Origin of the sequence: Vibrio sp. MMG023 (assembly GCF_021654215.1) — a bacterium.
Taxonomy (GTDB): domain Bacteria; phylum Pseudomonadota; class Gammaproteobacteria; order Enterobacterales; family Vibrionaceae; genus Vibrio; species Vibrio jasicida.
In genome coordinates this window covers 208,177-233,100 of the sequence record NZ_JAKFZP010000005.1, presented here as the reverse complement: position 1 = coordinate 233,100, position 24,924 = coordinate 208,177, and the positions used below count along the sequence as shown (strand labels likewise).

17 protein-coding genes are annotated in these 24,924 nt (G+C 46.1%); 14 read left to right on the top strand and 3 right to left on the bottom strand.

What is annotated here, in order from left to right; translation table 11 throughout:
- The first annotated feature begins 34 nt into the window (after positions 1-34).
- From L1076_RS17600 to L1076_RS17545, 12 genes are read left to right on the top strand one after another with little or no spacing between them, the layout of a single operon-like run.
- Entirely contained in the window at positions 35-1,429 is a 1,395-nt protein-coding gene (locus L1076_RS17600; protein WP_237304174.1) for a type VI secretion system contractile sheath large subunit, read from the top strand.
- A complete protein-coding gene (tssE, locus tag L1076_RS17595; RefSeq protein ID WP_005451929.1) occupies positions 1,429-1,851 on the top strand; it encodes a type VI secretion system baseplate subunit TssE in 423 nt (140 codons plus the stop codon). Before L1076_RS17600 ends, tssE begins: the two co-directional genes overlap by 1 nt.
- The gene (tssF, locus tag L1076_RS17590; protein WP_237304173.1) at positions 1,844-3,595 is read left to right on the top strand and encodes a type VI secretion system baseplate subunit TssF; all 1,752 of its coding nucleotides are present in this window, start codon (positions 1,844-1,846) and stop codon (positions 3,593-3,595) included. The genes tssE and tssF overlap by 8 nt, the downstream gene beginning before the upstream one ends.
- Positions 3,596-3,607: 12 nt before the next feature.
- On the top strand, positions 3,608-4,546 hold the full coding sequence (locus L1076_RS17585) for a type VI secretion system baseplate subunit TssG (protein WP_237304172.1): 939 nt from the start codon (positions 3,608-3,610) through the stop codon (positions 4,544-4,546).
- A gap of 57 nt (positions 4,547-4,603) precedes the next feature.
- The gene (gene tssH, locus L1076_RS17580) at positions 4,604-7,210 is read left to right on the top strand and encodes a type VI secretion system ATPase TssH (protein WP_237304171.1); all 2,607 of its coding nucleotides are present in this window, start codon (positions 4,604-4,606) and stop codon (positions 7,208-7,210) included.
- 54 nt (positions 7,211-7,264) lie between these two features.
- Positions 7,265-8,026: an ABC transporter substrate-binding protein gene (locus L1076_RS17575; protein WP_343231854.1), complete on the top strand. Its 762-nt coding sequence runs from the start codon at positions 7,265-7,267 to the stop codon at positions 8,024-8,026.
- A gap of 3 nt (positions 8,027-8,029) precedes the next feature.
- Entirely contained in the window at positions 8,030-8,968 is a 939-nt protein-coding gene (locus L1076_RS17570) for a type VI secretion system-associated FHA domain protein (protein ID WP_237304170.1), read from the top strand.
- Positions 8,968-9,450 carry a type VI secretion system lipoprotein TssJ gene (tssJ, locus tag L1076_RS17565; protein WP_005451918.1) on the top strand — a complete coding sequence of 161 codons (483 nt, stop codon included), beginning with the start codon at positions 8,968-8,970 and terminating at the stop codon, positions 9,448-9,450. Before L1076_RS17570 ends, tssJ begins: the two co-directional genes overlap by 1 nt.
- A gap of 26 nt (positions 9,451-9,476) precedes the next feature.
- Positions 9,477-10,808 (top strand): type VI secretion system baseplate subunit TssK, encoded by a 1,332-nt coding sequence (gene tssK, locus L1076_RS17560; RefSeq protein WP_009704391.1) that lies wholly within the window; start codon positions 9,477-9,479, stop codon positions 10,806-10,808.
- A 6-nt stretch (positions 10,809-10,814) separates the two neighbouring features.
- On the top strand, positions 10,815-12,068 hold the full coding sequence (gene icmH / locus L1076_RS17555; protein WP_237304169.1) for a type IVB secretion system protein IcmH/DotU: 1,254 nt from the start codon (positions 10,815-10,817) through the stop codon (positions 12,066-12,068).
- Positions 12,065-15,454, top strand: coding sequence for a type VI secretion system membrane subunit TssM (gene tssM / locus L1076_RS17550; protein ID WP_237304168.1), 3,390 nt, complete (start codon positions 12,065-12,067; stop codon positions 15,452-15,454). Before icmH ends, tssM begins: the two co-directional genes overlap by 4 nt.
- A 2-nt stretch (positions 15,455-15,456) precedes the next feature.
- On the top strand, positions 15,457-16,173 hold the full coding sequence (locus tag L1076_RS17545; protein WP_237304271.1) for a protein kinase: 717 nt from the start codon (positions 15,457-15,459) through the stop codon (positions 16,171-16,173).
- 26 nt (positions 16,174-16,199) lie between these two features.
- On the opposite strand, the gene L1076_RS17540 is transcribed toward L1076_RS17545, so the two are convergent.
- Together L1076_RS17540 and L1076_RS17535 are read right to left on the bottom strand one after the other, a co-directional pair.
- On the bottom strand, positions 16,200-19,343 hold the full coding sequence (locus L1076_RS17540; protein ID WP_237304270.1) for an HD domain-containing phosphohydrolase: 3,144 nt from the start codon (positions 19,341-19,343) through the stop codon (positions 16,200-16,202).
- Positions 19,344-19,551: 208 nt separating this feature from the next.
- Complete coding sequence (locus tag L1076_RS17535; protein ID WP_237304167.1) at positions 19,552-22,680, bottom strand: HD domain-containing phosphohydrolase; 3,129 nt, start codon at positions 22,678-22,680, stop codon at positions 19,552-19,554.
- A 517-nt stretch (positions 22,681-23,197) separates the two neighbouring features.
- Between L1076_RS17535 and L1076_RS17530 the strand changes: the two genes are divergently transcribed.
- Together L1076_RS17530 and L1076_RS17525 are read left to right on the top strand one after the other, a co-directional pair.
- Positions 23,198-23,686 carry a prepilin-type N-terminal cleavage/methylation domain-containing protein gene (locus L1076_RS17530; protein WP_039974396.1) on the top strand — a complete coding sequence of 163 codons (489 nt, stop codon included), beginning with the start codon at positions 23,198-23,200 and terminating at the stop codon, positions 23,684-23,686.
- A gap of 92 nt (positions 23,687-23,778) precedes the next feature.
- Positions 23,779-24,228 carry a GNAT family N-acetyltransferase gene (locus L1076_RS17525; RefSeq protein ID WP_237304166.1) on the top strand — a complete coding sequence of 150 codons (450 nt, stop codon included), beginning with the start codon at positions 23,779-23,781 and terminating at the stop codon, positions 24,226-24,228.
- A gap of 158 nt (positions 24,229-24,386) precedes the next feature.
- On the opposite strand, the gene L1076_RS17520 is transcribed toward L1076_RS17525, so the two are convergent.
- Positions 24,387-24,785, bottom strand: coding sequence for a GFA family protein (locus L1076_RS17520; RefSeq protein WP_237304165.1), 399 nt, complete (start codon positions 24,783-24,785; stop codon positions 24,387-24,389).
- Positions 24,786-24,924 lie beyond the last annotated feature (139 nt).

Sequence of the window (24,924 nt, the reverse complement as noted above, 5' to 3'; positions counted from 1 at the left end):
ACCAAGCCAATTCGATTTAGGTCACAAGGATAGTATGAGTAAGATTTATCACTCAGGTTGGCAGACCCAATTTACACAGCTAGACGATAAAGACAGCGACTTTTTACAAGAGGCGCTCTCTTTACTGTCTCAAGTGTCTCGCTCCGCGCTAGACAGTTCCGATGCGCTTATCACACATGTTTCACGCTTAATTGCAGAGATTGACAATAAGCTCTCGAAACAGATGGATGAGTTATTGCATCATCCAGAATTTGAGGCACTGCAAACCAATTGGCTTGGGCTTCAAGGCTTAGCCACCCTGCCCGTTAATTACCAACGCACTCAACTCAAGCTACTCAATATGAGTTGGGAAGAAGTGTCTTCCGACGTCAATCAAGCCTACAGCACCAAAACGTCTGAGCTGTACAACAAGATCGGCAACCAAGAGTTAAACACCTTAGGCGGACATCCATTCGGTTGCTTGCTGTTCACACAACCTATCGCGGCAGATATGGATTTCGAATCCGACTACGATGATTTGTTCACCGTAGAACTGTTGAGCAGCTTGGGTGAAGCAACGTTATGCCCAATGCTATTTGCTCCTAATCGCGATTTCTTTGTCGAATCCGGCGCAGACTGGCTGTCTGATATCAACCGAATCGAGAAGATCCTTGCCAGCCCTGATTACCAATCGTGGCAGTCTTTACGCAGTAAGTCCTCTGCGCGTTTTGTCGGTTTAGTGATGCCAGAAATGTGCATGCGTACACGTTATCAAAACGCCAAAGTGGGATTCATCTACAACGAGAAGCAAAACGGGCTTTGGGGCAATGCGGGCTTTGCGTTTGTATCCACCATTATGCGAGAGCATCAACGGGTGAGTTGGTTTGGCTTCTTGAAATCTCGTTGGAACGACAACAACCAAGGTGCCGTGGTCAATCAAAGCCAAAGCGATAGCCATTTTCTGATTCAACCACAAACCAAAGTGACCTTGTTTGGGCAACTGTCGACCTTCTACAGTCGAAGCGGTTTTATCCCTCTTACTAAGAGTCCTTTGAGCGATAAGTTTTACTTCAATGGCAACAATTCGATTTGGCACAACAGTGAATCTGATAACGAGAAAGTCCTCACTCAAATCCAAACCTCGTTGATGTCTTGCCGTATTGCACATTATCTCAAAGTACAAGTGCGAGAGATGATTGGCAGCTTCAAAACAGCGGCTGAGTGTGAATTATTCCTCTCTCAATGGATAGAAAAATTCTCTAGTAACGTGGCGTACGCCAACGAAGAAACCCTATCAAAATACCCATTGAGCTTTGCAAAGATCAGCGTGTGCGACTCTGACCATCATCCGGGCAATTTCGTCTGTACCTTGCGTATCGTCCCGCAGTATCAATACGACCATTTCAGTGGCGAAGTGGTGCTGACAACAGAATTGGATGAGGTGGCGTAATGAGTTTTTGGCGTACCTTTGTGCAAACAGCCCCTACGACTCGTCGAGATGATATCGAGGACATCAAGTATCACCTGACTCGTCTGTTCGATTCGGAGGCGTCACTGATGAGCATTGACGATCGGTTAACCGAAGTGCAGCGCTCTAACTATCGTTTTGGCATCGAGGATGTGCACCTGTTGAGTGCTAGTCTCGACCACCAGCAATTAGCCCTCAAACTAGAAAACTACATTCGACATTTCGAGCCACGCCTTAGCCAAGTCATGGTTGAACTGGTTGAGCGAAAAGCGGGAGAAAACACCATCGCGTTCAATATTGTCGCCAAAGCCAAAACGGCACAGGGCGAAAAAGAGCTGATTTTTGATTCCAAGATTTCATTAAGCGACATGACCACCGATATGAAGGAGGATTTGTATGAGTGATCCTCTACTGCGTTATTACGAACAAGAGCTGACTTTTGTCCGTCGAGCCCTCGGTCAATTTGGTTCTGAACATCCAGAACACGCACAACGCCTAAACATCCATCAGGGACAAATCGAAGACCCAAGTTTGGCTCGCTTATTGGATGGCGTGGCACTATTGAATGCCAACGTCGAAAAACGTCTATCTGAGCAAATCCCTGAAGTTGTCGAAGGGCTACTTGGCGTACTCTACCCAAGTTACATTCAAACTGTGCCAAGTGTGGCGTATCTAGAAATGAGCACAGACGCGCCTTCCACAGACAGCACGACGCTTCCCAAAGGCACACGATTTTCTTCCGAGTCTCAAGGCAAAACATGTTTGTTCACTACAACGGATGAAATCAAAACGACACCATTTGCACTGATTGACACCAAGGCAAGCAGCGCACCTTTTGACTTCAATCGCCCACAAGGTAGTGAACAAACTACCGCCGTTATTCAACTCACTCTGTCTACTGGTGATGATGATGTGCACTTCAGTCAATTAGCGTTAGAAGATCTCGACTTCTTCGTTCAAGGTTTCGAGAACAATGCGGATTCCTTGGTTGAACTGCTGCTCAGTGAAGCGCGTGCAATATCGATTTCCGACATCAATGGTGAGAATCACGCTGTCTTAGCTGCCAATCAGCTAAAGAGCCGAATCAGCGATAAGCAGTTTCAGTTTCTGCCACAAAAAGGCAATCAATTTTCTGGCTACCATTTGATGAACGAATTTTTCTTCTTCAAAGAGAAACGTCAGTTCTTCCGTCTTAAAGGCTTTGGTGAAGCCTGTCAGCAACATGATTGCTCCACTGTGGTATTAAACCTGTTCATGCACTCTTTGCCGATGGAGTTTATCCGTCTTTTCGATAACCAAGTGTTTAAGCTCAATGTCGTGCCTGCGGTGAACTTATTCGAACAAACAGGCGAACCAACCAGCTATGACCAACGCAGCCTGACCATTCCCGTTAATGCCGATGCCCATACCGATAATGAAATTCAAGTGGTCGACATTTTGGATGTGTTTGAGATTACATCGAGCGGTCAAAAACTGCTGACACCACTGTTTAAAGACAGTTACCAAAGCGACCCACATTGTGATTACTGGCAAAGCCGAAAAGATTCCACAGGTGAACTGCGATTGGCGATCAGCCTAAATGCCAACCAAGAACTCGAATTCAACAAACTCTATGGCACTCGCCTTCTTTGTACCAATGGCAAACAAGCATGCACCATCAGTGGTGAGATGACATGTTTAGAGCCAATCGATTTACCCGGCGATTTTCATTCGCTCTACCCGCCGTCGGCTCCGATAGAACGTGAATCTGACGCCAATATGCACTGGCAATTTATCGGGCTACTGAACAGTAACTTCTCGTCACTTTTACACTCTGAAGATCCTACTCAGCAACTTAAGCAAATGCTGCAATTGTGTAGCCGCAATCAGTTAATAAGCGATGAAATTCAGATGATTCAGTCAGTTAAAGTGCGCTCGCAAGTTTCATCAATGCGTATTCTTGGCAAGAATGTCTTCTCTCCGGGCACAGAGATTGAAATCACTCTCGATACGTCTGGCAACTATCTGACTTTCACCGATGTGTTGAATCGCTTCTTCCAACAGTTCTGTAGTTTTGATCGCTACATTCAGCTCACAATTCGTCTTTATGGCAAAGATGGCATTGCGAGGCGTTATCCAAAAATCCACGGGAGCCAGCGCTCGATGTAGCGTGGAAGATAGATGATGTCGATGTCACTGATTAACGATTTGAAAGCGAACCCACATGAGTACGACTTTGCTCAAGCAATGCGATTGCTGATGCAAATGGCAAAACAGTCTGGGCATAAGCTGAAGTTAGAGCTCAAAGCGGAAGCCATGCCTCATGGTGATGCCGACGATATTCAATACTTCTCGTTCAGTGACCACAGCGCCAAGGTTCGTATTGCGCAGCAAGCACTATCTGGTGCACAAGGGGTTATCCCAAACTACATCTATGAGGAATTGTTGTTTGCACTGCATAACGACGATCACGCACTCAAGGACTTTTTAGACGTATTCAATCAACGCCATTTTGAACTTGCCGCGCAGTTAGAACTCGCTCCTCACCTCTTGGTGCAGAAAGAGTTGGCAAAAGAAAAAAACGACCTACTCAAACAACTGGCGAACCTGAAACACGAACACGGCGCGCTGTTCCAGTATTCGCTGTTGTTCGCTCAAGGGCATCGTAACTTAGAAACGTTAGAGCAGATCCTTAACGACTACTTCCCTTACCAAATCGATGTGTCGACTAAGAGCCATGAACGTCGTCAGTTACCCGCGAGTTCTCTTACCCGTTTAGGACAGAAAGACGACTACAACAGCGGGATCGGACAAGGTTTCCTCATTGGCAAAACGTGCATGACTTACAACCAACATTTGGTGGTGAGTATCCAACCTGCCAACCGCAAAGAGCTGCATCAAATTCATAGAGATACTCAGTTGGCGAGCCACATGCGCCAACTCATTCAACATTATTTACGAGACGCCACGCCGATTTCTATTTATCTCAACGTTAAGCGCGCGTATCTCGAAAAACCAAGGCTGTCTACTCAACCAGATCAAGCAGCGAAATTGGGCGAAGTGGATTGCCTCGCCCCAGAACGTAAACCTACAGAGCGGATTCGGATTCTTCTGAAATAGCTAGGTAGACACCGCGACGACCAAGAAGGTTATCGCGCAAAAGACAAGGATAAGGTTATGACACAAGTAACGCTGACAAATTTAGTCGCCAAGTTATCGCCAGAGTTAAAACGCGCATTGGAAGCCTCTGCTGGTGCAGCTATGAATCAAGGCGTTGCTGCCATTGAGCCGGAACATTGGCTGCTCACGCTATTGAATCAACAAGACGCGCACTTAAAAACGCTGATTGAAAGTCAGAAGATCAACCAAGATCAACTTGCCAGTGAACTAGCAAATCGCATCGAGCGCTTACCAAAAGTGCAAGACAGCCAACCAACGCTCAGCCACGCACTGACTGAACTTCTAAAAGACGCTTGGATGATTGCCTCCGTTAACTATGGTCATGGCGAAATCATCAGCTTGCATCTCGTTCAAGCGCTGTTGCAGCAGAACGTCATGGGCGTATCGAGCAACAATCTCGAGTCACTACAAAACGTGTCGACCGAGTCCCTACACGGTTTAATCAACAAAACGCCGGTTAAGCGAGCAACGCAACAAAGCACAGGTGAAGCAAGTTCAGCCGCAAACACAGCAAGCGCGAACGACGCACTAAGCAAGTACACCATCAACCTGACTCAACAAGCGATCGAAGGCAATATCGATCCGATTTCTGGGCGTAATTCTGAAGTAAGAAAAGCCATCGACATTCTTTGTCGTAAACGCCAGAACAACCCTATTTTCGTTGGTGAGCCAGGCGTGGGTAAAACCGCTGTCGTTGAAGGCTTAGCACTAAGAATCGCAGCAGATGAAGTGCCAAGTGCGCTGCAAGGCGTTCAACTCCATTCGCTTGATTTAGGGCTATTACAAGCAGGTGCAAGCGTAAAAGGCGAATTTGAAAATCGCCTTAAAGACGTCATCAACGAAGTGAAAAACAGCGATGTGCCAATCATTGTATTTATTGATGAAGCACATACGCTGATCGGCGCTGGCGGTGCAGCAGGACAAAATGATGCTGCCAACTTATTGAAACCCGCTCTTGCACGTGGTGAGTTCAAAACCATTGCCGCAACAACATGGTCAGAGTACAAAAAGTACTTCGAGAAAGATCCTGCTTTGACTCGCCGTTTCCAAGTCGTCACGGTAGAGGAGCCAAATGCAGAAGATGCCAAACAGATGCTGCGAGGCATTGCGGCTTCATTGCAAAAGCACCACGGCGCGTTTATCACAGAATCTGCCATTGATGCCGCGGTTAACCTATCTATCCGCTACTTACCTTCTCGCCAATTGCCAGATAAAGCGATAAGCCTGCTCGACACGGCTAGTGCGCGTATTGCATTAACTCAAGGTGCGAAACCAGAAGTGATTGAAGCGTTGGAGCAATCCATTCGTTATCAACAAAACGAGCAATCTGCTTTGGAAAAAGAGTTTGATTTGTTCGGCATAGGCGCAGAAGAAATTGCCGGATTGAAGCAAGAAATCACCACCAACCAATCTCAATTAGCGGGCTACCAAACGCGTTGGGAACAAGAGATTACATTGGTTGATGAGATTAAAGCGCTTCAACAAAGCATCACAGAAAGTGAAACGCCGGACGAAACTCAGCAAAGCCAGTTGAATGCCCTTCTCGACCAATTGCACGAGCTTCAAGGTGAAGAACCGTTAGTTAATGCGATGGTGGACGATGCGACCATTGCTCAAGTCATTTCCGGTTGGACAGGCATTCCCATTGGCAGCATGATGAGTGACGAAATCGCTCGCCTATTGTCACTAGAATCTGAGCTGGATAAACGAGTTATCGGTCAAAACGTGGCGAAGCAAGAACTGGCAAAAGCGATTCGAATCTCACGCGCTGGCTTGACCGACAATCGCAAGCCAATCGGTGTGTTCTTGATGTGTGGTCCAAGTGGTGTCGGTAAAACGGAAACTGCTATGGCGCTCGCGGAGCAGCTTTACGGAGGCAGCAACGATCTCACGGTTATCAACATGACCGAGTTTAAAGAAGAACACAAAATCTCAATGTTACTTGGCTCGCCTGCTGGTTATGTTGGTTTTGGTGAAGGTGGCGTGTTAACCGAGGCGATTCGCCGCAATCCCTACTCTGTCTTGCTTTTGGATGAGATGGAAAAAGCGCATCCGGGCGTTCATGACCTCTTCTATCAAATCTTCGATAAAGGACACATCAAAGACAGCGAAGGTCGCACGGTCGATTTCAAAAACACCTTAATCATCATGACTTCTAACGCCGCAGACCAAGCGATTTGCGATGTGTGTGATGAAAACGCCGAACGCATCAGCAACGATGAACTGCTCGAAGCAATTCGTCCCGATCTACAACGTTACTTCAAACCTGCGTTCTTAGGGCGTACCACCATAGTGCCTTATTACCCACTCAACGATGATGAGTTGGCGAAGATCACCGAAATCGCGCTAAACCGCATTCGCAAAAAACTGGCAGAACAGTATCAAGCGAGCTTTACGTGGGATGCAGGTTTTGTGGATTTGGTTGTCAGCAAAAACACCGACCCTACGACAGGTGGTCGCGCGGTTGAGCAAATCATTAACCGCTCTTTGATGCCGAAGTTGGCAGAAGAATGCATCGCGCGCCTGAGCGCACAACAACCGATTAGCCAAGTGACGGTCACCGCAGCATCGACGCCACAGGGCTTTGAACTGGATATTCAGTAGTAACGAATCATGATGTTTAGAAGCGTACATTAACCCCATCTCGTCACCACCTCGATTCTTGTTCAAGAGGCGGCGGTCAGCTGTGGGGCGAGCTTTTTTCGCAAAATAACCAAGCTGGTTTCATCGCTGTTTATTTTGCTTGGTGCCCTATTCTCGTTTGAAGCTTGGGCGCAAGTTTGGATTGGTCCCGACCGATTACTACTTGCGACCCACAAATGGGCACCATACCAAACTCACCAAAATCAAAACATGGATGGGTTTGCGCTCAACCGCGTCAAATGCGCGCTGGGCGAAATGGGACAACCTTACCAACTGACCATGACGGAATGGTCTGACGCACAACTCCACGTACACAGTGGTCAACAGCATGGCTTTTTCGTCTCGCCGAAAACCAGAGAACACGACAGCTATGCAACGTTGTCAGCTCCTATTACCGAGCAAAAATTGCGTTGGTATTTTGGTCCCGGTGTAGAGCCTAAGCTTGATGATTTGTCAAAGTTGAACCTTAAGTTCTCGGCAGAATTTGGCTCAAGCACATGGTTTTGGCTGAAACGTAATGGATACAACGTCGTTAAGCAGCCACGAGATGCTAAGGTTTTACTAAGGCTTTTAAAACAAAGAGAAATTGACGTCGCACTGGAAGATGAACGAGTGTTTCACACCGAAATCAGCCAAGCCTCTCTTCCAAGCGATTACTTCTATTCTCAAGTATTCGAAACCAAGCCAATGGGCGTGTATTTCTCTAACCGCTTTTTGGACAAATATTCTGGTTTCTTAACCGCTTTCAACACAGCGTTGGCTAAATGCGAGGGATAACAAGTGGCGATCAGCATACATTTGATTTCTGTACCCTCTGAAGAGGTGGTGACTTCAAGAGTCATCTATCTGCCCGAGTCTGGCGGGCAGTTTGGGCGCTCTGCTTCTTGTGAAGTAGCATTGCCCGATCAATCAAAACGCATCTCGCGTATTCACGGACAAATTCGTCTCACTGAAACAGGTTATTTGGTGAAGAGTACCGGTAAGAACCCGGCTCGCCTCAACGATAAAGCCATGGTGAGAGATAAAGATTACCCACTCAACGATGGCGACATTTTAAAGATCGAAAGCTATTCGATGTTGGTATCAACACTCACGTCGAGCAAAGCGCCTACCGAAGAGCAACCTGATGACCTCTTTGCGACTAAGTTCGACCTGCAACTGGAAGACAATGTCGATTTTCTCGATGAAGGTAACATCGTCGAACCCGTGAAATCAGAAGTCCATTACTCCCACCAGAATGTAATGAGCGATGACCCCTTCTCCTCCGACCCGTTTGAAGACATCGACGATGACGAACTGGCGGACCACTTTGAAGTGGATGAAGTGTCGAAACAGCAGCAAGCAATGGAGCGTTCTACGGAGATTGAGTATCTTCCGGGCGATCATCATCCAACGTCAGAGCTGGAAGCCTCCATCGAAAAGCTGATTACGATTACCGAGAAGAATCAACAATACCTTCGCAACCCACCGCTTGCACATGATGCTTTGTTTGATGCGTTGGACAAAACACTCGAACAGTTCCTCAATGAATTCGCACCAAACCAACTAGAGAATCAATTTAGCGAATTTGTGTCTGGCGGACTGTTCAGTAGCAAAGACAAGAAGTATTGGAAAATCTACCGCAAGCACTTCCAACATCGACAAGACAACGGTGATTTTCGTCGCCAGTTCAAAGCGATGTTTATGGAAAACATACAAAAGCAAAGCGAGGAAAGCTGATGAAGATTTGGCTTAGTTTACTCGCTTTCGCTTTGGTGGGATGTTCATCTGACCCAACACCGGTTGTGACGCAATATCAATTGGCGGTGAGCGCCGAGAAGACGATTAACCCAAGTGTTAACAACAGTACTAATCCCGTAGTAGTACGCTTGTATCAACTGACCGATGCACAGCAGTTTAAGCAATTGCCGTTTATCGATTTGTACAACGATGACGTGAGCCTATTGGGCGCAAACTTGGTGTCGAAACAAGTGCTGCCCGTGGTAATGCCAGACAGCAATAGCAAACAAACCTTAGACATCAACAAGACCACTCAATACATCGGCGTATTGGTGGAATTTGCCGAATACGATGCAAGCACGGCGACGGTAGTGACAACCACGCCTCAGGAAGAAGAACAATATATCCAGTTAAAGATCAGCGGTAACAAAGCAGCATTGCAAACCGTGACACCAGATTCGCCTTGGTGGGATGTCTTTTAACTCGATTCAGTAGATAGGGAAATCACGTGGACGCATATAAAAAAGTCGTTTGGCAAGAAGGCATGTTCATTGCCCCGCAACACTTTCAACAACAAGACAGATACACACAAAACTACGTCAGACAAAACGTCGAAACGCTTGCTGGTTATGCCCCTTACTATGGTGTGACCGACTTGGTGATCAATCACGATCTACTTAAAATTGGCAAGCTTTCCGTCTCTTCTAGCGCGGGTTTGTTCCCAGATGGCACGCACTTCGAACTGAAACGCGAAGTCGCCAGAGATGTGCCGCACGGTACGATTGAGAAAATGGCTTACTTAGCACTGCCCGTCTCTCTGCAAGGCAATAATGATTACGCAAATGATGAATCAGAACAAAGCCGCTATCTCACACGCACCATCAATGTGTTTGATACTTCAACCTCTGAAAACGCCAGCGTTGAGGTGGATGTCGCGCAGCTCAACATCGCGATAAAACTCGAAGGCGAAGACACTTCGGGCTTTACCCTGATTCCTTTCGCCAAAGTATTGGAATGCAGCGAAACGGGCGAAGTGATGCTAGACCGTTCCTTTATTCCTGCGTGTTTGCATTACGGAGCATCACAGCTATTGGTTGAACGTTTGAAAGAGATTCATGCCCTCACCTCCAACCGTGCCACCAGCTTGCTCAAACGTATTCAAGCTGGACAAGGACAAAAGAGTCCGCAGTCGATGATGCAGGATTACCTGTGGCTGCAAACACTCAACACTTGGCTTCCGTGGTTTGATTTATCTTTGTCGAACCCAAAGTTTCAAACCCATCAGCTTTATTTGGAGCTACGCAAGTTTGAAGCGCAAGTCATGGCATCCACACCCGCAATTCCAGAGCCTTGCCAACCGTTGGATTTCCATCGTCTTTACGATTGCTTTAATCCGCTTTTTTCGAATCTGCGCAATATGCTCACGCTGGTTCAACAAGACTCTGTGATTGAGTTTGCGTTTGACACTTCGTTGTTTGAACGACGCCGCTTGCTTCGCACTTTGGTAAAAGATGGTCACAACCTATCTGATCGCCGATTCGTTCTCAGTGTCCGCTCCAACATCAGCAGCACCGAGCTTAACGAATTGTTCCCTGCGGCAGCCAAACTGAGCAGCAATAACAAGATTGTCGAGATTGTGCGTAATGCCCTTTCTGGCGTTCAGCTGACGCCGCTTCCTGTTGCGCCAAGTGAACTAAAACCAATGCAAGGTACAGCGTATTTTGAAGTGGATACGTCAGACCGCAATTGGTTAGAAATGATTGAAAACCGCGATGCACTGGCGCTGCACGTCGATACACGTGTTGGCGACCTAGAAGTGATGTTGTACGCACTGAGGTAGTAAGTTATGAACTATTTGGATGAAGATACCTTAGTTTGGGACAGCAGCGAAAACGACTTCGTAAGTAAAGACACCGACATGCCAGACGTAAAGTGGCATTCGGTCAACGCTGCGCAAGCCAACATAGGGTTCTTACATCATTTCGATAAAGCCGAGAATCAGCTGATCAACATCAGTTCTGAGTTACTGGCTGTCACGCTCAAGATCAACACTTTGCCGGAGCCCGAAGACATAACCACGCTCAGGCATCAACTGGTGGCTTCCATTAATGAAATTAAAACCAAAGGTGCCGAGTTGACCTACCCAGTCGCCGTGATCGACAAGCTTTGCTTCCTGTATGCCGTGGTTTTGGATGAGTTGATTGTCTACACCGATTGGGGTGAAAAACGCGGATGGGAGAACAAAACCCTACTCAGTGAACTGTTTGGCATGCGCAACGGCGGTGAACTTTTCTTTACTGTGGCAGAGAAAGCAGCGCGCCAACCGCACAAGCTGATCGACTTATTAGAAGTGGTTTACCTGTTCCTCAATATCGGCTTTAAAGGTCAGTACCGCGAAACGGGCAGCGAACAGCTAAAGAGTTTTACCTACCGTCTAGAGCAGATTTTAAGTCAGTACCGACAAGCCGGTGGAATCTATTGTCATACTAAGGTTTCGGTACCTAAAACACGTAAGCCAACGCGCAAAAAACGTTACCTTGTCACCACTCTATTTTTCCTAACTATCATTGGTTTGAGCGTTGCTCTGACCTATTTCTGGTACAACAAAACCAAACCACAGCGGGCACGTGATTTTGTTCAGCTTGGTGAGTACAGCCAGCGCTATATTGAATCTGGTCGTGCGGAAGACATCGTGTATGTCAGCACTGACGACGATTTAAAAGGCAATAAAGTCGCGGTAAATACCACTCAACCACCTCGTCCAGTTCCGAGCCAACCAAAAGCCGTGACGCCACAAGCGAAAACTTCGGCGCCAGGGACGAAGAGCGCTCTAGTCACGAGCCCTGCAGCCGACACTGATTGGCTGGTGCAACTTGCGACCTTCTCTAACCTTAAAAACGCCGAGAAGTTTATCGCCCAGCTGCCGACATCCAACTATCAACCTGTCGCGGATAACATCAATTCATACGTTCGCGTCATTGTTCGATGTGACAACTCAGAACAAGCGAAAACCATCAATAACTGGTATCGAGAGAATGCCAACGTCAACGGCTTAGTGGTGCATAACAAAAACAAACAAAGCGAGGTTGAGTCACAATGACGCAAGACAACCCAAACACACCAACAAGAAAAAAAGCAATCATTTGGAGCCTTGTTACCCTCCTGCTTCTGGTAATCTTAGGCGGCTTACTGACTTGGTTTGTTGCGTATCCTGATTTCTTATGGACAGGCGTCATCACGACAACCATTGTGGCACTTCTGTCTGCTGGGCTTTGCTTTTGGTTAATCAATCGCAAGGTGAAAAAGAGTCTTGAGCAAGACCAAGAACGCGCACTAATCATAAAACGATCCAAGTTACTCGCTTTCCACTTCAAGAAAATGCTCGGCGTACAAAAACGTAAAAAGCGCTTAACCAGCCGTTACGATCAGCCGATTTACCTGTTACTCAGTGATAACCCAAGCAAAGACAAAAGCATCATCACGCAGATGGGTTACGAAGCTTATAAAGTCGATGACTTTGGTAATGACATTGAGTTTCCGATTCTATTTTGGCTCAGTGAACACTCAATTCTGATTTCCATCAGCATGGGCGAAGATCAACAACCGCTTTACTTAAAAACACTGTGCCAATGCCTTAATAAATGGCGCCCGAGACAAGCGATTAACGGCTTGTTGCTCACCACAGAAATAGAACAGTTAGTTGGCAATAGCGAAACCCTTTCACAAAAAGCCGACCAATTGAAATCGCAAATCAAAACATTCAATCGTTCATTTGGTTTGAACCTACCTGTCTACAATGTCCTAACCAACATGGGGCAAGTGAGCGATTTCTGTCAGTTCTTTTCTGCGTTTGATGAAGCGAGACGCAATGAAGTGTTCGGTGCCACCAGCCCAGTGCAAAAACATGGTGGCATTGATGCCGATTGGTTCAATGACGAATACGACCACCTCACCGGTCAGTTAATCTCGAACATGAGCAATGCGTTGGGAGCGCAGCTTAACCAAGATTTCCGCAATGCCATTTGTGGTGCGCCATACCAATTTGGTCTGCTTAAACAGAATTTTTGGCACTTCTTACAGCGTTTGCACCGAGGTGACCAATACACAGATGGGCTCAACTTCCGCGGCTTCTACTTTACCCACAGTGGCAGTGATTTCGCACAGCATGATTTACTGGCTAACGTGGTCAACCAATCCCTCGGCAATGAGCAATATCAACAACACCAACAAATGCCCGTTCAACAAACCTTGTTTGCTCAGCATTTGATGTCTCATGTCGTGTTAAATGAAAACACTTTAGTTGGGGTTAACCGCCATAAAGAGAATTGGTTGTGGTTCAGCCAAACCGCCTACACCCTAATTTGGCTCGGTTTATTGATTGGTACACTGACGATTCTCAAGCTCGACTTCGATTATCAAACCAATCGTGAAGCCAAAGCTGATGGCATGTTAGAGCGTTACAAAGAAGCGATCGCAGCACAGCCATACAGCAAAGAAGATTTGGTGGGCAACATTCCAAACCTGTACACCATGCATCGCATTTACGCGCTATATCAGGAGCCTGAACCTTGGTATACATTGCCATTCCTACCGAATGCGACCATCAAGCCAGAAGTTGAAGCGGCTTACACTAAAGAGCTGCAACAAGTGCTGATCCCTTCTATGGCGCACACCATTGAGAGCGACTTGTATGTGTATGTGAACTTGGAAGATCAAGCCAGAACGCTCGAATTGCTGAACGACTATCGGCTGTTGTTTGATAAAAATCGCACCAACATTGAAGAGCTCAAAAGCTACTTCCTAGCAAACTTAGAGCATCAAGGCGAAGCGGACAAAACTAACGTTGCTCAGCTTAAAGTGCTGCTCGACGATGTGTTTAACCAGCACTTAGTGGCGACAACTGCCAATCAAGAGCTTGAAGGGTTGGCGAAGCAAGTCATCAATCAATCCAATATCGAGACGCTAATCTACCAACACATTTTGAACGATCATGCGTACGAGAAGCGCATTGATGTGCGTAAAGAACTTGGCTCCAACTTTAACCAAATATACCAATTCAAACCTGGTTACGTGGGTTATTTCGTGCCTTACCTGTACACCCCGACTGGCTTTAACGAGCTGGATCTTTCGGTGGAATCCCCTCTTCTTATTGAAGCTTTATCCGCTTATGAAGGCATCGCAGGACAAGCCCCAAGTGCACTAGAAATGCACCGAATCAGCCACGACTTGAAGCGCATGTATCAGAACGATTACATCAATTACTGGCGCGATTTTATTAACAGCATCGAGGTGAAAACCATTTCCGGTTCTGAGCAGTTGAATGCCAGCTTGAACGTGCTCAACAATGCCTCAAACAATCCAATGTCTAAGCTGTTTACCACCATCAGCAACTACACTTCGGTTCTTCTACCAGAGCCAAAAGATGCGAAGAAGAAAACCGATGAAGAGATTGCAGATGCTGCGCAAGACAATGAGAAAAAGGAATCCGCTCGACAAATCACACTGACGTTTAACGATTTCCACAAACAAATGACGCCAGACGATCAGGGTAAGAAACCAATAGATTCCGTTCTGGAAGGTTTTGCGAACACGGCCAAATGGCTCGATCAGTTCTACAAATCCAACACGCCAGATAAAGTGGCTTACGAAACGTTATCTGCAGGTTTAAAAGCGCAAAATCCGGTCGCACAGTTGGCGTCATTGACCGATTCCCAGCCACCGCTATCCGGTGAAGTGATTGACTACGTGACAGTGCAAACTAATGAATTGGTAATGAACTTAGCTCACCAATACCTTAATAGTATGTGGAACAGCGAAGTCTACCAGCCTTATGAAAACACCATCGCGGCTTTCTACCCATTTAAGAAAAGTGCCAACAGCGACGCAAGCACAGCAGATGTTGCTGCCTTCTTTAAAACCGATGGCACGTTGGACACCTTCTATCAAACCATGTTGAAAGGCTTCTCGACAGAGCAACGTGCGCCATTTATGTCCGGCTTACTGCCAAATACTGGCTTTGCGTTAGATCCTGCGATTTGGCTGATGTTTGATAAAGCCAAAGACATTCGCTCTGCCCTGTTTTTGGCTGATCCAAAAAACATTGCGATTCAATTCCAGATGAAACCAACAGAAATGAGCTCGGCGCTGACTGAGTTTTCCATTCGTGCTGAAAAACCGATTTTCACCTATCAACACGGTCCGATGCTGTGGACTCAACAAAGCTGGAAAGGCGATTCTGTCGCGCAAGATGCACTAACGGTGCGTCTACAAAAACAAGCAACGCCGATTGCCAATGAACAGTTTAAAGGCAGTTGGGCATGGTTCCGCTTGATTGAGCCGCGCATCACTTCAACCTCTTCGCAAAGTACCCAACTTGAGTTTGATTACAATGGCGACAAGGTTCGCTTGACGATTAAAACTCAAGGCCAGAACAATCCGTTCGTACCGAACTTCTTTGCGGGCTTTGTGTTACCTGCGAGCATTTAGTGATGAATACGTTCGCCAATCAAACCCTGTTTAGAGCCTGTGGCGTTACTTATGTAGCGCCTCTGAGCGAAAACGTGTTTCAGTGCGAGCACAAACTGTATGGCACGGTGGCGATCAAGGTAGCGCGAAGCTTGGCTGAGAAACGGGCTTTGATGGCGGAAGCGGACTTTCTATCCAAATACGCGTCGGATTACTGGGCAAACTTTCATGGTTATGGCTCGCAAAACCACGCCGACTGGTTAATGAGTCAATATCTGGAAGGCAAAACACTTAACGCGATAGAACCTGATTTATTACCTCAAGATTTAATAACCAAGCTTGAATTCGCTTTGCTCAATCTACACAAAACGGGATATCTGCATGGCGATATCAAGCCACATAACGTCATCGTGACGTCAAACAACCAAGTTCGGCTTATCGACTTTGGCAGCGTGATTCGAGTTGATGCTAAATACCGAGAGCATACACATACAACCGTTAGCCGAGCCTATAGTGCGGCATGCCCTTCTCTGCGTATCGGTCAGGCAAGCAAGAACGATGATTTCTATGCCTTGGCAATGACCTTACTCAGCTGTCACGATCAACATCCCTTTGCCGGTCTCTCGTTACAAGAGGCGGCAGAACTGCTACCTACCCCAAATAACGTTGATCTACCAACGCGATACCAAGTTCTGATACAAAAAGAGTGGCAACGAATGCGCCACTCTTTGAAGCTATAGGGATTCAAGGCTCTAAGCTCTCTGGCTTACGCGTCTGATGATTTCGACTTCAGATACTTCTCAATATCCACCTCATCAACCTGTTCAGCTGGCATAAACTTGTTGGCATAGTCACGGTAAACCCCGCTTTCTAAGAACAACAAAAACAAGTCCATATCCAAATGCTCGTCTAGTGCCATCTTGTACATGATGTCGACCGCAACGCTTACTGGCTTGGCTTTCTTGTAAGGTCGATCTCCTGCGGTTAACGCTTCAAAGATATCCGCAATCACTAAGATGCGTTCTGGGGTTGATAAATCTTCTGCACTCAACCGACGTGGATAGCCTGTGCCTTTCAACGTCTCATGGTGGGTCGAAGCGTAACGCGGCACGTTGCTTAACTCTGGAGGGAATGGCAGAGCCCCCAGCATTTTGATGCCACTGATCATGTGCTCGTTAATTTTGAAACGGTCTTCTGGTGTTAACGTCCCGCGGGAAATGGTCAGGTTGTACACTTCACCCAAATTATATTGATGTTCTGGCACTTGCACCTTAATGCCATGCTCAGGTGCAAATTCCATTGGGCGAACGCGCTCGATAATATGGTCGGGCTTATCCGCCAAAAGATTTTCGACCACGGGCAGCGTCACGTCAGATTTTAACTTAATCATTTCTTCGAACGGAGAAAGACCAAGATGATCATCATAGTGACGTAACCAAGTTTGCTGCGCGATATGTTTAATGCGCTCAATCTTATCGTCGCTCATGAACTCGCCACCCACATTGGCGTTGGCAACAAATCGGAAGTCTTCGTCCAACTGCGCAACTCGTTGGTCGAACTTGGCTTGCGCCTCTTCTTTTGACCGTTCACCAGTAGATATCGACTTCCACATTTCCACCTCAGCATCTCGCCTTAGCACTTCGAAACGAGTGCGAATTTCATTGATGCGGTTGTAGTTGGCTTCTAACTTAGTGCCTTTATCAACGATGTGTTCTGGCGTGGTGATCTTGCCGCAGTCGTGCAACCAAGCCGCGATACGGAATTCACGTCGTTCATCGTCATTGTTAAACTTAAAGTCTTTGAACTTACCGGTGTCGCACTTCTCTACCGCCTCTGCCAACATCAAACCAATTTCTGGAACACGATTACAGTGCCCCGCAGTGTAAGGAGACTTGTCATCGATCGCTTGCGCAATAAGGCGAATAAAAGCTTCAACAAACTCTTCTTGCTGTTGCTCGTGATGCTGAATCTCTTGCGTCATTTCGGTGACCGAATCGGACAAATCAGAAACTTCTTTGATACGCGTTTCTACCGGGACGAGTTTATCAAACTGACGGTCTTTGATTTTGATGGTCTCTTTTCTCAGCGCAACAATTGGGCGCACAATTGGCGAACCCACCCTCCACGCCAATGGGAAGAGAATCATCATTGCGAACGCAGTAATGGCAATCGCTTTAGACAATCGACTTGTCACCGCATCAGTCACTACTTGACCAGAAACGATCACAGCAAAGTAATCGCTCGTGCCACGAGTAGAATGCAACTTAGTGAGATAGAGGAATCTACTTTCACCATCAATGGTCACTTTGTTCATTAGGTCGTGTTTGTCTTTTTGAATCGCCAACTCGTAGACCTCGGGATACGGAGCAAAACTCCCCCTCCATTGATGAGGCTTGAGCCACTTCTCTTGCAACGCTACTTTTTGTTCTGGTGAAATTGCTGCGATCGCTTGGTTGATAAGCTCAACCACGTCTTTGTCTTTCTCCTTCATAAACAGAGAAAATTCCAAAGGTGGTGCGTCGAGCAACACGACATGAATATCGGTCAGCTTCACCAAGCGCTTCATCTCAACCATGGTTAAGTAAGTGTCTATAAGGTACTGAATGTCACCCATGTGCAGCGCTCGTTTTGCTAAGTCGAGATTCGGTTGTTCGATAATATTCAGTGACGGATAGCGTTCAAGTAGCCATTCTTTCATGCCAAAACCCGCCACCACGCCAATACTGTCATCACCTAATTCCGTCAACGACTTAGGCATTAGGTTGGTAGTTTTCGTCGCAATCGCAAGCTGCCCTATGAACAGAGGATCACTTTTGATCCCTAACTCTGACGGTGTGCCAAGCACAGGTTGGAGGATATCAATCTCTCCCTTGCGATATTTCTTTTCCAACTCTTTTGAGCTGAAACCATTAACGAACTCTAACGTCATGCCCGTTTTCTGCGAAACCAGATTGAGTACATCAACAGCATAACCACCTGGTTCGCCGCTCTGGGTGTAGTCGTAAGGTCCCCAATCGTTTTGATTCGAAACCACAAACTCGCGGTCACCTAGCAAGGCTTTTTGCTGCTCACTTAATGCCAAAAGCGATGAATCAGGAATATCAACTTCGTGAAAAACGTTGATGCTGGACGCGACCACTTCACCACGATTGTTGAATATAAACGCTTCAACACCATCATCCTTCTTCATCCCAAGTTCGGTAGCGCTGATCTTTTCACTCAGTGAAGAAAGCACCGTATCTACGCCAATAACGGCACCTTTACTGCGCACAGAGTAAGACTGCCCGGTGATTTTCAGGTGTTGAAACAGATAAGGATCGGTTTTGTAAACGCTGTCTCTTGAGGCACCAGCAAACCAAGGTCGGCGAGATGGATAGAAGTTACTTTTCTGTTCTGTTTGACGGACAACCTCAAGCGATTCCGAGTAATACATGGTTTGCCGCATTCGCTCCTCGCCATCACCTTTGATGGTGATGATGACCCAGCGCTCATTGGCGGTTGCCCCTATCTTTCCTCTAACTTCTGGGGACGATTCCAAATTGATGACTTGGAAGAAATACTCGTTGTTATTGGCAAAATAGATACTGTAAAAAACGGGATTGTCGATGAGCGCTTGAACGAACACTCGTTGGATTTCATCCACACTGAATTGCGTATCACTGAAGTCAGCTACACTTCGCAAGATACCCGCGCTGCTGGTCGCACTGGCATCAATTTGATGGATATGATTACTGACGTCTTTGGCGGTCATGGTTAAACGAGTCAGGATATGTTCTTCCGACATCTGTTTACCGAAGTAATACTGCATTCCGAGTCCAAGCAGCGCCGTTACCGCCGTAGCAATAACAAACAAACTCCCGACGGTGAATTTAATCGAAAATTTACGAGGGGTACCAGATTTAGTCTTCACGCGATAAAGCCCTCCGATGGCTTCAACAACAAACTCAGCAACTCGCTTTATCAAAGCAACCTGAAGCATATACTTTTCAAGTCTAGTAGATATTTTTCAGAGACTTGCGTCGCATACAAGCCAGAGATCACTTTTACGCAATAAAAAAAGAGCGATACCGAAGTACCGCTCTTAGCTGATGTTTTTGGGAGGGTTAAACCATTTTAATTCAGTGAGAGAGATACTTTTGAATATCAACCTCATCCACTTGCGTTTCTGGCATAAACTTCTTCGCGTATTCGAGGTAAACGCCGCTCTCGAGGAACAACAAGAACAGGTCCATATCCAAGTGCTCATCCAGCGCCATCTTATACATGATATCGATAGCCACACTCACTGGCTTCGCTTTCTTGTAAGGTCGGTCTCCCGCCGTTAATGCCTCAAAAATGTCCGCAATCACTAGGATGCGCTCTGGAATCGACAAGTCATCCGCACTCAACTTACGAGGGTATCCTGTCCCTTTCAGCGTCTCGTGGTGAGTAGACGCATAACGCGGAACATTGCTTAGCTCTGGTGGGAACGGCAAAGCCTCTAGCATCTTAATGCCACTGATCATGTGTTCATTGATTTTGAAGCGATCCTCTGGTGTCAGCGTACCGCGAGAAATCGTCAGGTTATAAACTTCACCCATGTTGTACTGATGCTCCGGTACTTGCATTTGAATGCCATGCTCCGGCGCAAACTCAACAGGACGAATACGCTTGATGATATGTTCTGGCTTGTCTTCCAACAGTTTTTCCCTTACCGGCAACGGCGTGTCGGAAGTTGGCTTGTTCATTTCTTCAAATGGTGACAAACCTAAGCGGTCATCAAAGTATCGTAACCACGTTTTCTCAGCGATTTTCTTCACGCGCTCGATCTTGTCTTCACTCATGAACTCACCACCAATGTTTGCATTGGCGATAAACTCAAAGTCATCGTTGAGCTGACGTACTTTTTCTTCAAACTCGGCTTTTGCGACGCCTTTGTCTACCTCGCCACGCAACAAGGCATTTAGGTATTCGATCTCTAAGTCTCTGCGGAACACTTCAAATCGAGTGCGAATCTCATTGATTCGGTTGTAGTTCGCCTCTAGCTTGGTGCCTTTATCAACGATGTGCTCTGGTGTGGTGATTTTGCCACAGTCGTGCAACCAAGCCGCAATACGGAACTCTCTTCGTTCTGCATCATTTTGGAAGGCGAAGTTTTTGAATTTACCGCTTTGACATTTTTCAGCCGCTTCCGCCAGCATCATGCCGATTTCTGGCACTCGGTTACAATGCCCTGCGGTGTATGGCGACTTGTCATCGATCGCTTGTGCGATAAGGCGAATAAAGGCTTCAACAAACTCTTCTTGCTGCTTCTCGTGTGACTGAATCTCAGCCACCATTTCCATCATTGCATCTGAGAGTTCATCAATCTCTTTTACTCGCGTCGTCATCGGCCACACTTTATCAAAGCGACGAGCACGGATCTTTCGCGTTCTTGCTTTCAACGCGTAAATTGAGCGCGTCATTGGTGTACCAAGTCGCCAAGCAAGAGGGAAAAGACCTAACATGACCAGCGCAGTAAACAACAGCGAGTTAAACAAGCGCTTTGTTACTGCATCGGTGACAATTTCTTTTGGAATCACCACCGAAAAGTAGTCATCACCGCCGCTGGAACTTGAGATTGGCGTGACATAAACAAAGTAGTTTTGCCCTTCAATGCTTCGTCTCACCATGGTGTTGTAGTTAGACGTATCTTTCGACAGTTGAAATACTTCTGGGTATGGCACAAACGTTCCGCGCCAATGGTTTGATTCCAGCCATTTTTGCGTTAACGCTTCTCTTTGTTCCGGTGTAATCGACTCGATGGCAAGGTTGAGTACCTCTAACAAACCCGCGTGCTTTTGGTTTATGTAAATGTGATAAGGCACTGGCTTCGCATCCAGTTTTCTTACCGTGACGGTCGATGTTTTCTCCAAGCCATTAAGCTCATCCAACGTCAAATAGGTATCAACCAAATAAGGTATCTCGCCTTTCTCCAGCGCTTCTTTTGCATCACTTAGACTTTCAAATTCAACGATGTTCAGCTTAGGGTAGTTTTCTTGTAACCACTCCTTCATACCAAACCCGCAAACCACGCCCACTTCATCAGTGAAATTTTCAAGAGAAATAGGAATGAAACGTTGGCTCTTCCCTGCTATCGCCAAGCCTGCGGTGTACATGGTTGCGCTTTGCTCGCCGTACTCAGGCACTTCTCCAGACACGGAATGAAGAACATCAATGGTGCCTTTCAAGTACTTTTTCGAAAGCGTGATCGATTCAAAACCATTGATAAAATCGAACTCTAAGCCGGTTTGCTGAGAGAGTATTCTCAACAAATCGACGGCATAACCCTGAGGTTCACCAGCTTGAGAAAAGTCATAAGGTCCCCAGTCGTTTTGGTTCGAGACCAATAATGCGGGAGAGTTCATCACAAGCGCACGCTGAGGCTCAGTCAGCGTCAATGGTTCGGACGGTGGCACTTCGATATCGCGTTCTAGATCGATGTTCGATGCGATCACTTCACCCTTATGGTTGAAGATAAAAGACTCCGCCCCACTTTCTAAACTCATACCCAGCGCAGTTGAAGCGATTTTTGAGTTCAGCGTCGACAGTTCAATATCGATACCGATAACATCTTTACCACTGCGGATCGCATAGCTCTGACCCGTGACCTTCATATTTTTAAACAGGTAAGGCTCGGTCTTATAGACGTTTGTTTCTGTCGCCCCGATAAACCATGGTCTGCGGGTAGGATAAAATGACGTTTTGCTCGCAACGGTTCGATTCACATTAAAGTTGCTGTCCACGTAAGACACGATCATTTGTCTATCCGGACCAATCCCAGTGGCTTTAGCGATGGCCCAGCGATCTACCGCATCGGCGCTCATCTTATCGCGAATCGTTACCGAGGTTTTTAGATTGATGATTTGAAAGAAATCTTCATTCTCACTACCCACATACAAGCTTTGAATGAACGGGTTTTCATCCAAAACTTGAGCAAACAAGGTGAGAATTTCTTTTTCAGAAAAGTTGTGGTCAGACATAGAAAGAAAGCTCTTGAGCATTCTTGTACTGCTGATCGCATTGCTATCGACTTGGTGAATGTATTCACTTACATCTGCCGCCGCCGTACTCAACCTTGAGATGACGTGCTCCTGCGACATTTTCTGCCCAAAGTAATACTGCATACCCATAGCAAAGATCGCCGTAAGTGCCGTCACTAACATGAACATGCTACTTACAATGAACTTGATTGAATATTTACTTTTTAGCTCAGAACTGCGTTTCATTCTTGCGCCCCGGCATCACCATAAAGTGCCAAAACTGTCGGCTTTACATCACCATTTACTATCAAAATACTAAATAACCCCATACATAAGCGTAGACTTATACAACGTAATATTTGCTATCAATTTTGCAAAACCTATGTTTAAAACGATCCGATAAATAAGATTGTCCTTCACAGAACCAAATTTATTACTTGTTAATTGACTCAAATTGATGGTTAACAGCGATTATTTTTTGATGCATATCGCAAGCAAATCCATTCTTCAAAAGGCATTCACAAAACCAGGTAACACCTACATCGACACCACCTTTCTAATAAGCTCAATATTTATACTAGTGGGAATGAAGACACACTGCTTGTCGTGAAAATAAGAAAAAAGCATCGCTTGTATTTGGGTGAGAAGAAGCACTGATAGGTTTTATCTGTTGAAACAATCGTTCATCTCAAATTTATCCCGTGCACCTCACTCGGTACTATGACGCCTCTTTTGTGTTACTCCCCATTTATAAGAAATCTCTATGAAACAAAAAGGATTCTCTCTAACAGAAGTGGTGGTTGCGATTGTGGTACTGGCGATCATTGGACTGTTTTCTGCCCCTAAGATGATGCAAATGCAACGCGAGGCTCGAATCAATACCTTAGAAGCTTTCGTTGGTGCTTTTCATGCCACCAATGAGGTCGTGATGACCAAGGCCAAAATACAAGGCGTTGAAAAGGAACCGTTGGCAAAACTGTCAGACCATGACATTTATATTCGAATGGGATCACTCGCGTTGGATGATTTTAACGTGGTGAATGCAATGCAAATCGATGGGTTCAATCTTGCCAATAAGGGCTCGACGGAAGCACCCTCATTACTGGTCTATTTAGGTAAGGAGAAATCCCTACAACAAATCCGAGATTCGGGCTGTTTTATCAATATTCATCGTCCCTTCACGGCTTTCGATGTAGAAGGCATCGTGGCCATGGGCGAACTGAAAGTGAGTAAATTCTACGACTATTGTTAGCTCATCATTTTAGAGAGATTAGATTACCGGAAAGCCTTACTACACTTTAGGCGTATGCTTGCTAAAGCCCTGTATGCCTTTAAGGTTTTATTATGATCGTTGTGAAAAAAGCAGACGCCTCTGACGTTACGAAAATTGCCACTCTTTACCTGAAGTATCTTGAGTTCTACCAAGTCGATGTTTCAGTTAAAGATCCCGAGGCTTTTATCAAAGCTCGTATTGAGAATGAAGAATCAGTCGTGTACTACGCAACGGATGAAAGTGGGCAAACGCTTGGTTTTGCGCAGCTATACCCACTCTTCTGTTCGTTAGAAATGAAAAAGATTTGGCTTCTCTACGATTTGTATGTGGATTCATCCCAGAGAAAACGAGGGATTGGTGAACACCTATTGGAACAAGCAGACCAACTGGCGAAAGAGACCGACTCTGCCTTTGTTATGTTAAGCACAGGCATAGACAACAAAACCGCTCAATCTGTGTATGAGAAACACGGTTACGTGCGCGATGTCGAGTTTTATAACTATGTTCACATGCTTAAGTAATTAAACCCACACGTGAGCAAAAAGCGAAAAGCCGAGTTGTACTCGGCTTTTTATGTTTAACTTACGCCACTTTGTACTTGCTGATAAACAATCAAAAACAAACCTGCAAATACCGCTACTGTCAGTAATATCTTTAACCAAAGAAACTTCATGATTATCTACTCTTCTGGCGCATATTGGTCAAACACTTCTTGAGCTGTCATTTTCTTGCTGTGTGGCTGCAGATCATAGTACGCAGGCTTCTCATCGGTAAAGATCTCTAAGCTCAATTTGAAATCTGGCTCATTAAATAACCCAGCTGAAAGAATGTATTCATCCGTTGCCAATAAATGGTAATAGATGTTCGTGCCACATTCAGCACAAAAACCTCGCACTGCCCACTGGGATGATTGATAGCGTTTAGGCTCAGCACCACTAAATGTCACACCGGGGCCGCAATGCACCGCATGCAGAGGCCCACTTGACCACTTTCGACACATATCGCAATGACACAAGCTCACTTCATTGTGTTGAGGTGCGGTCACTTCAATAGCGCCACATAAACATGTTCCTTTCATCGCTGTTCCTCCCTATTCAACCTCCATCATTATGGCGGTTTTAGACTCTTAATTGATGTGACCAACCTAGTCTTTCACCACATTCTCTGGCCGCATGTTTGCGTGAACTTTATGAACAAAATGTCGCTTATGCTCAATA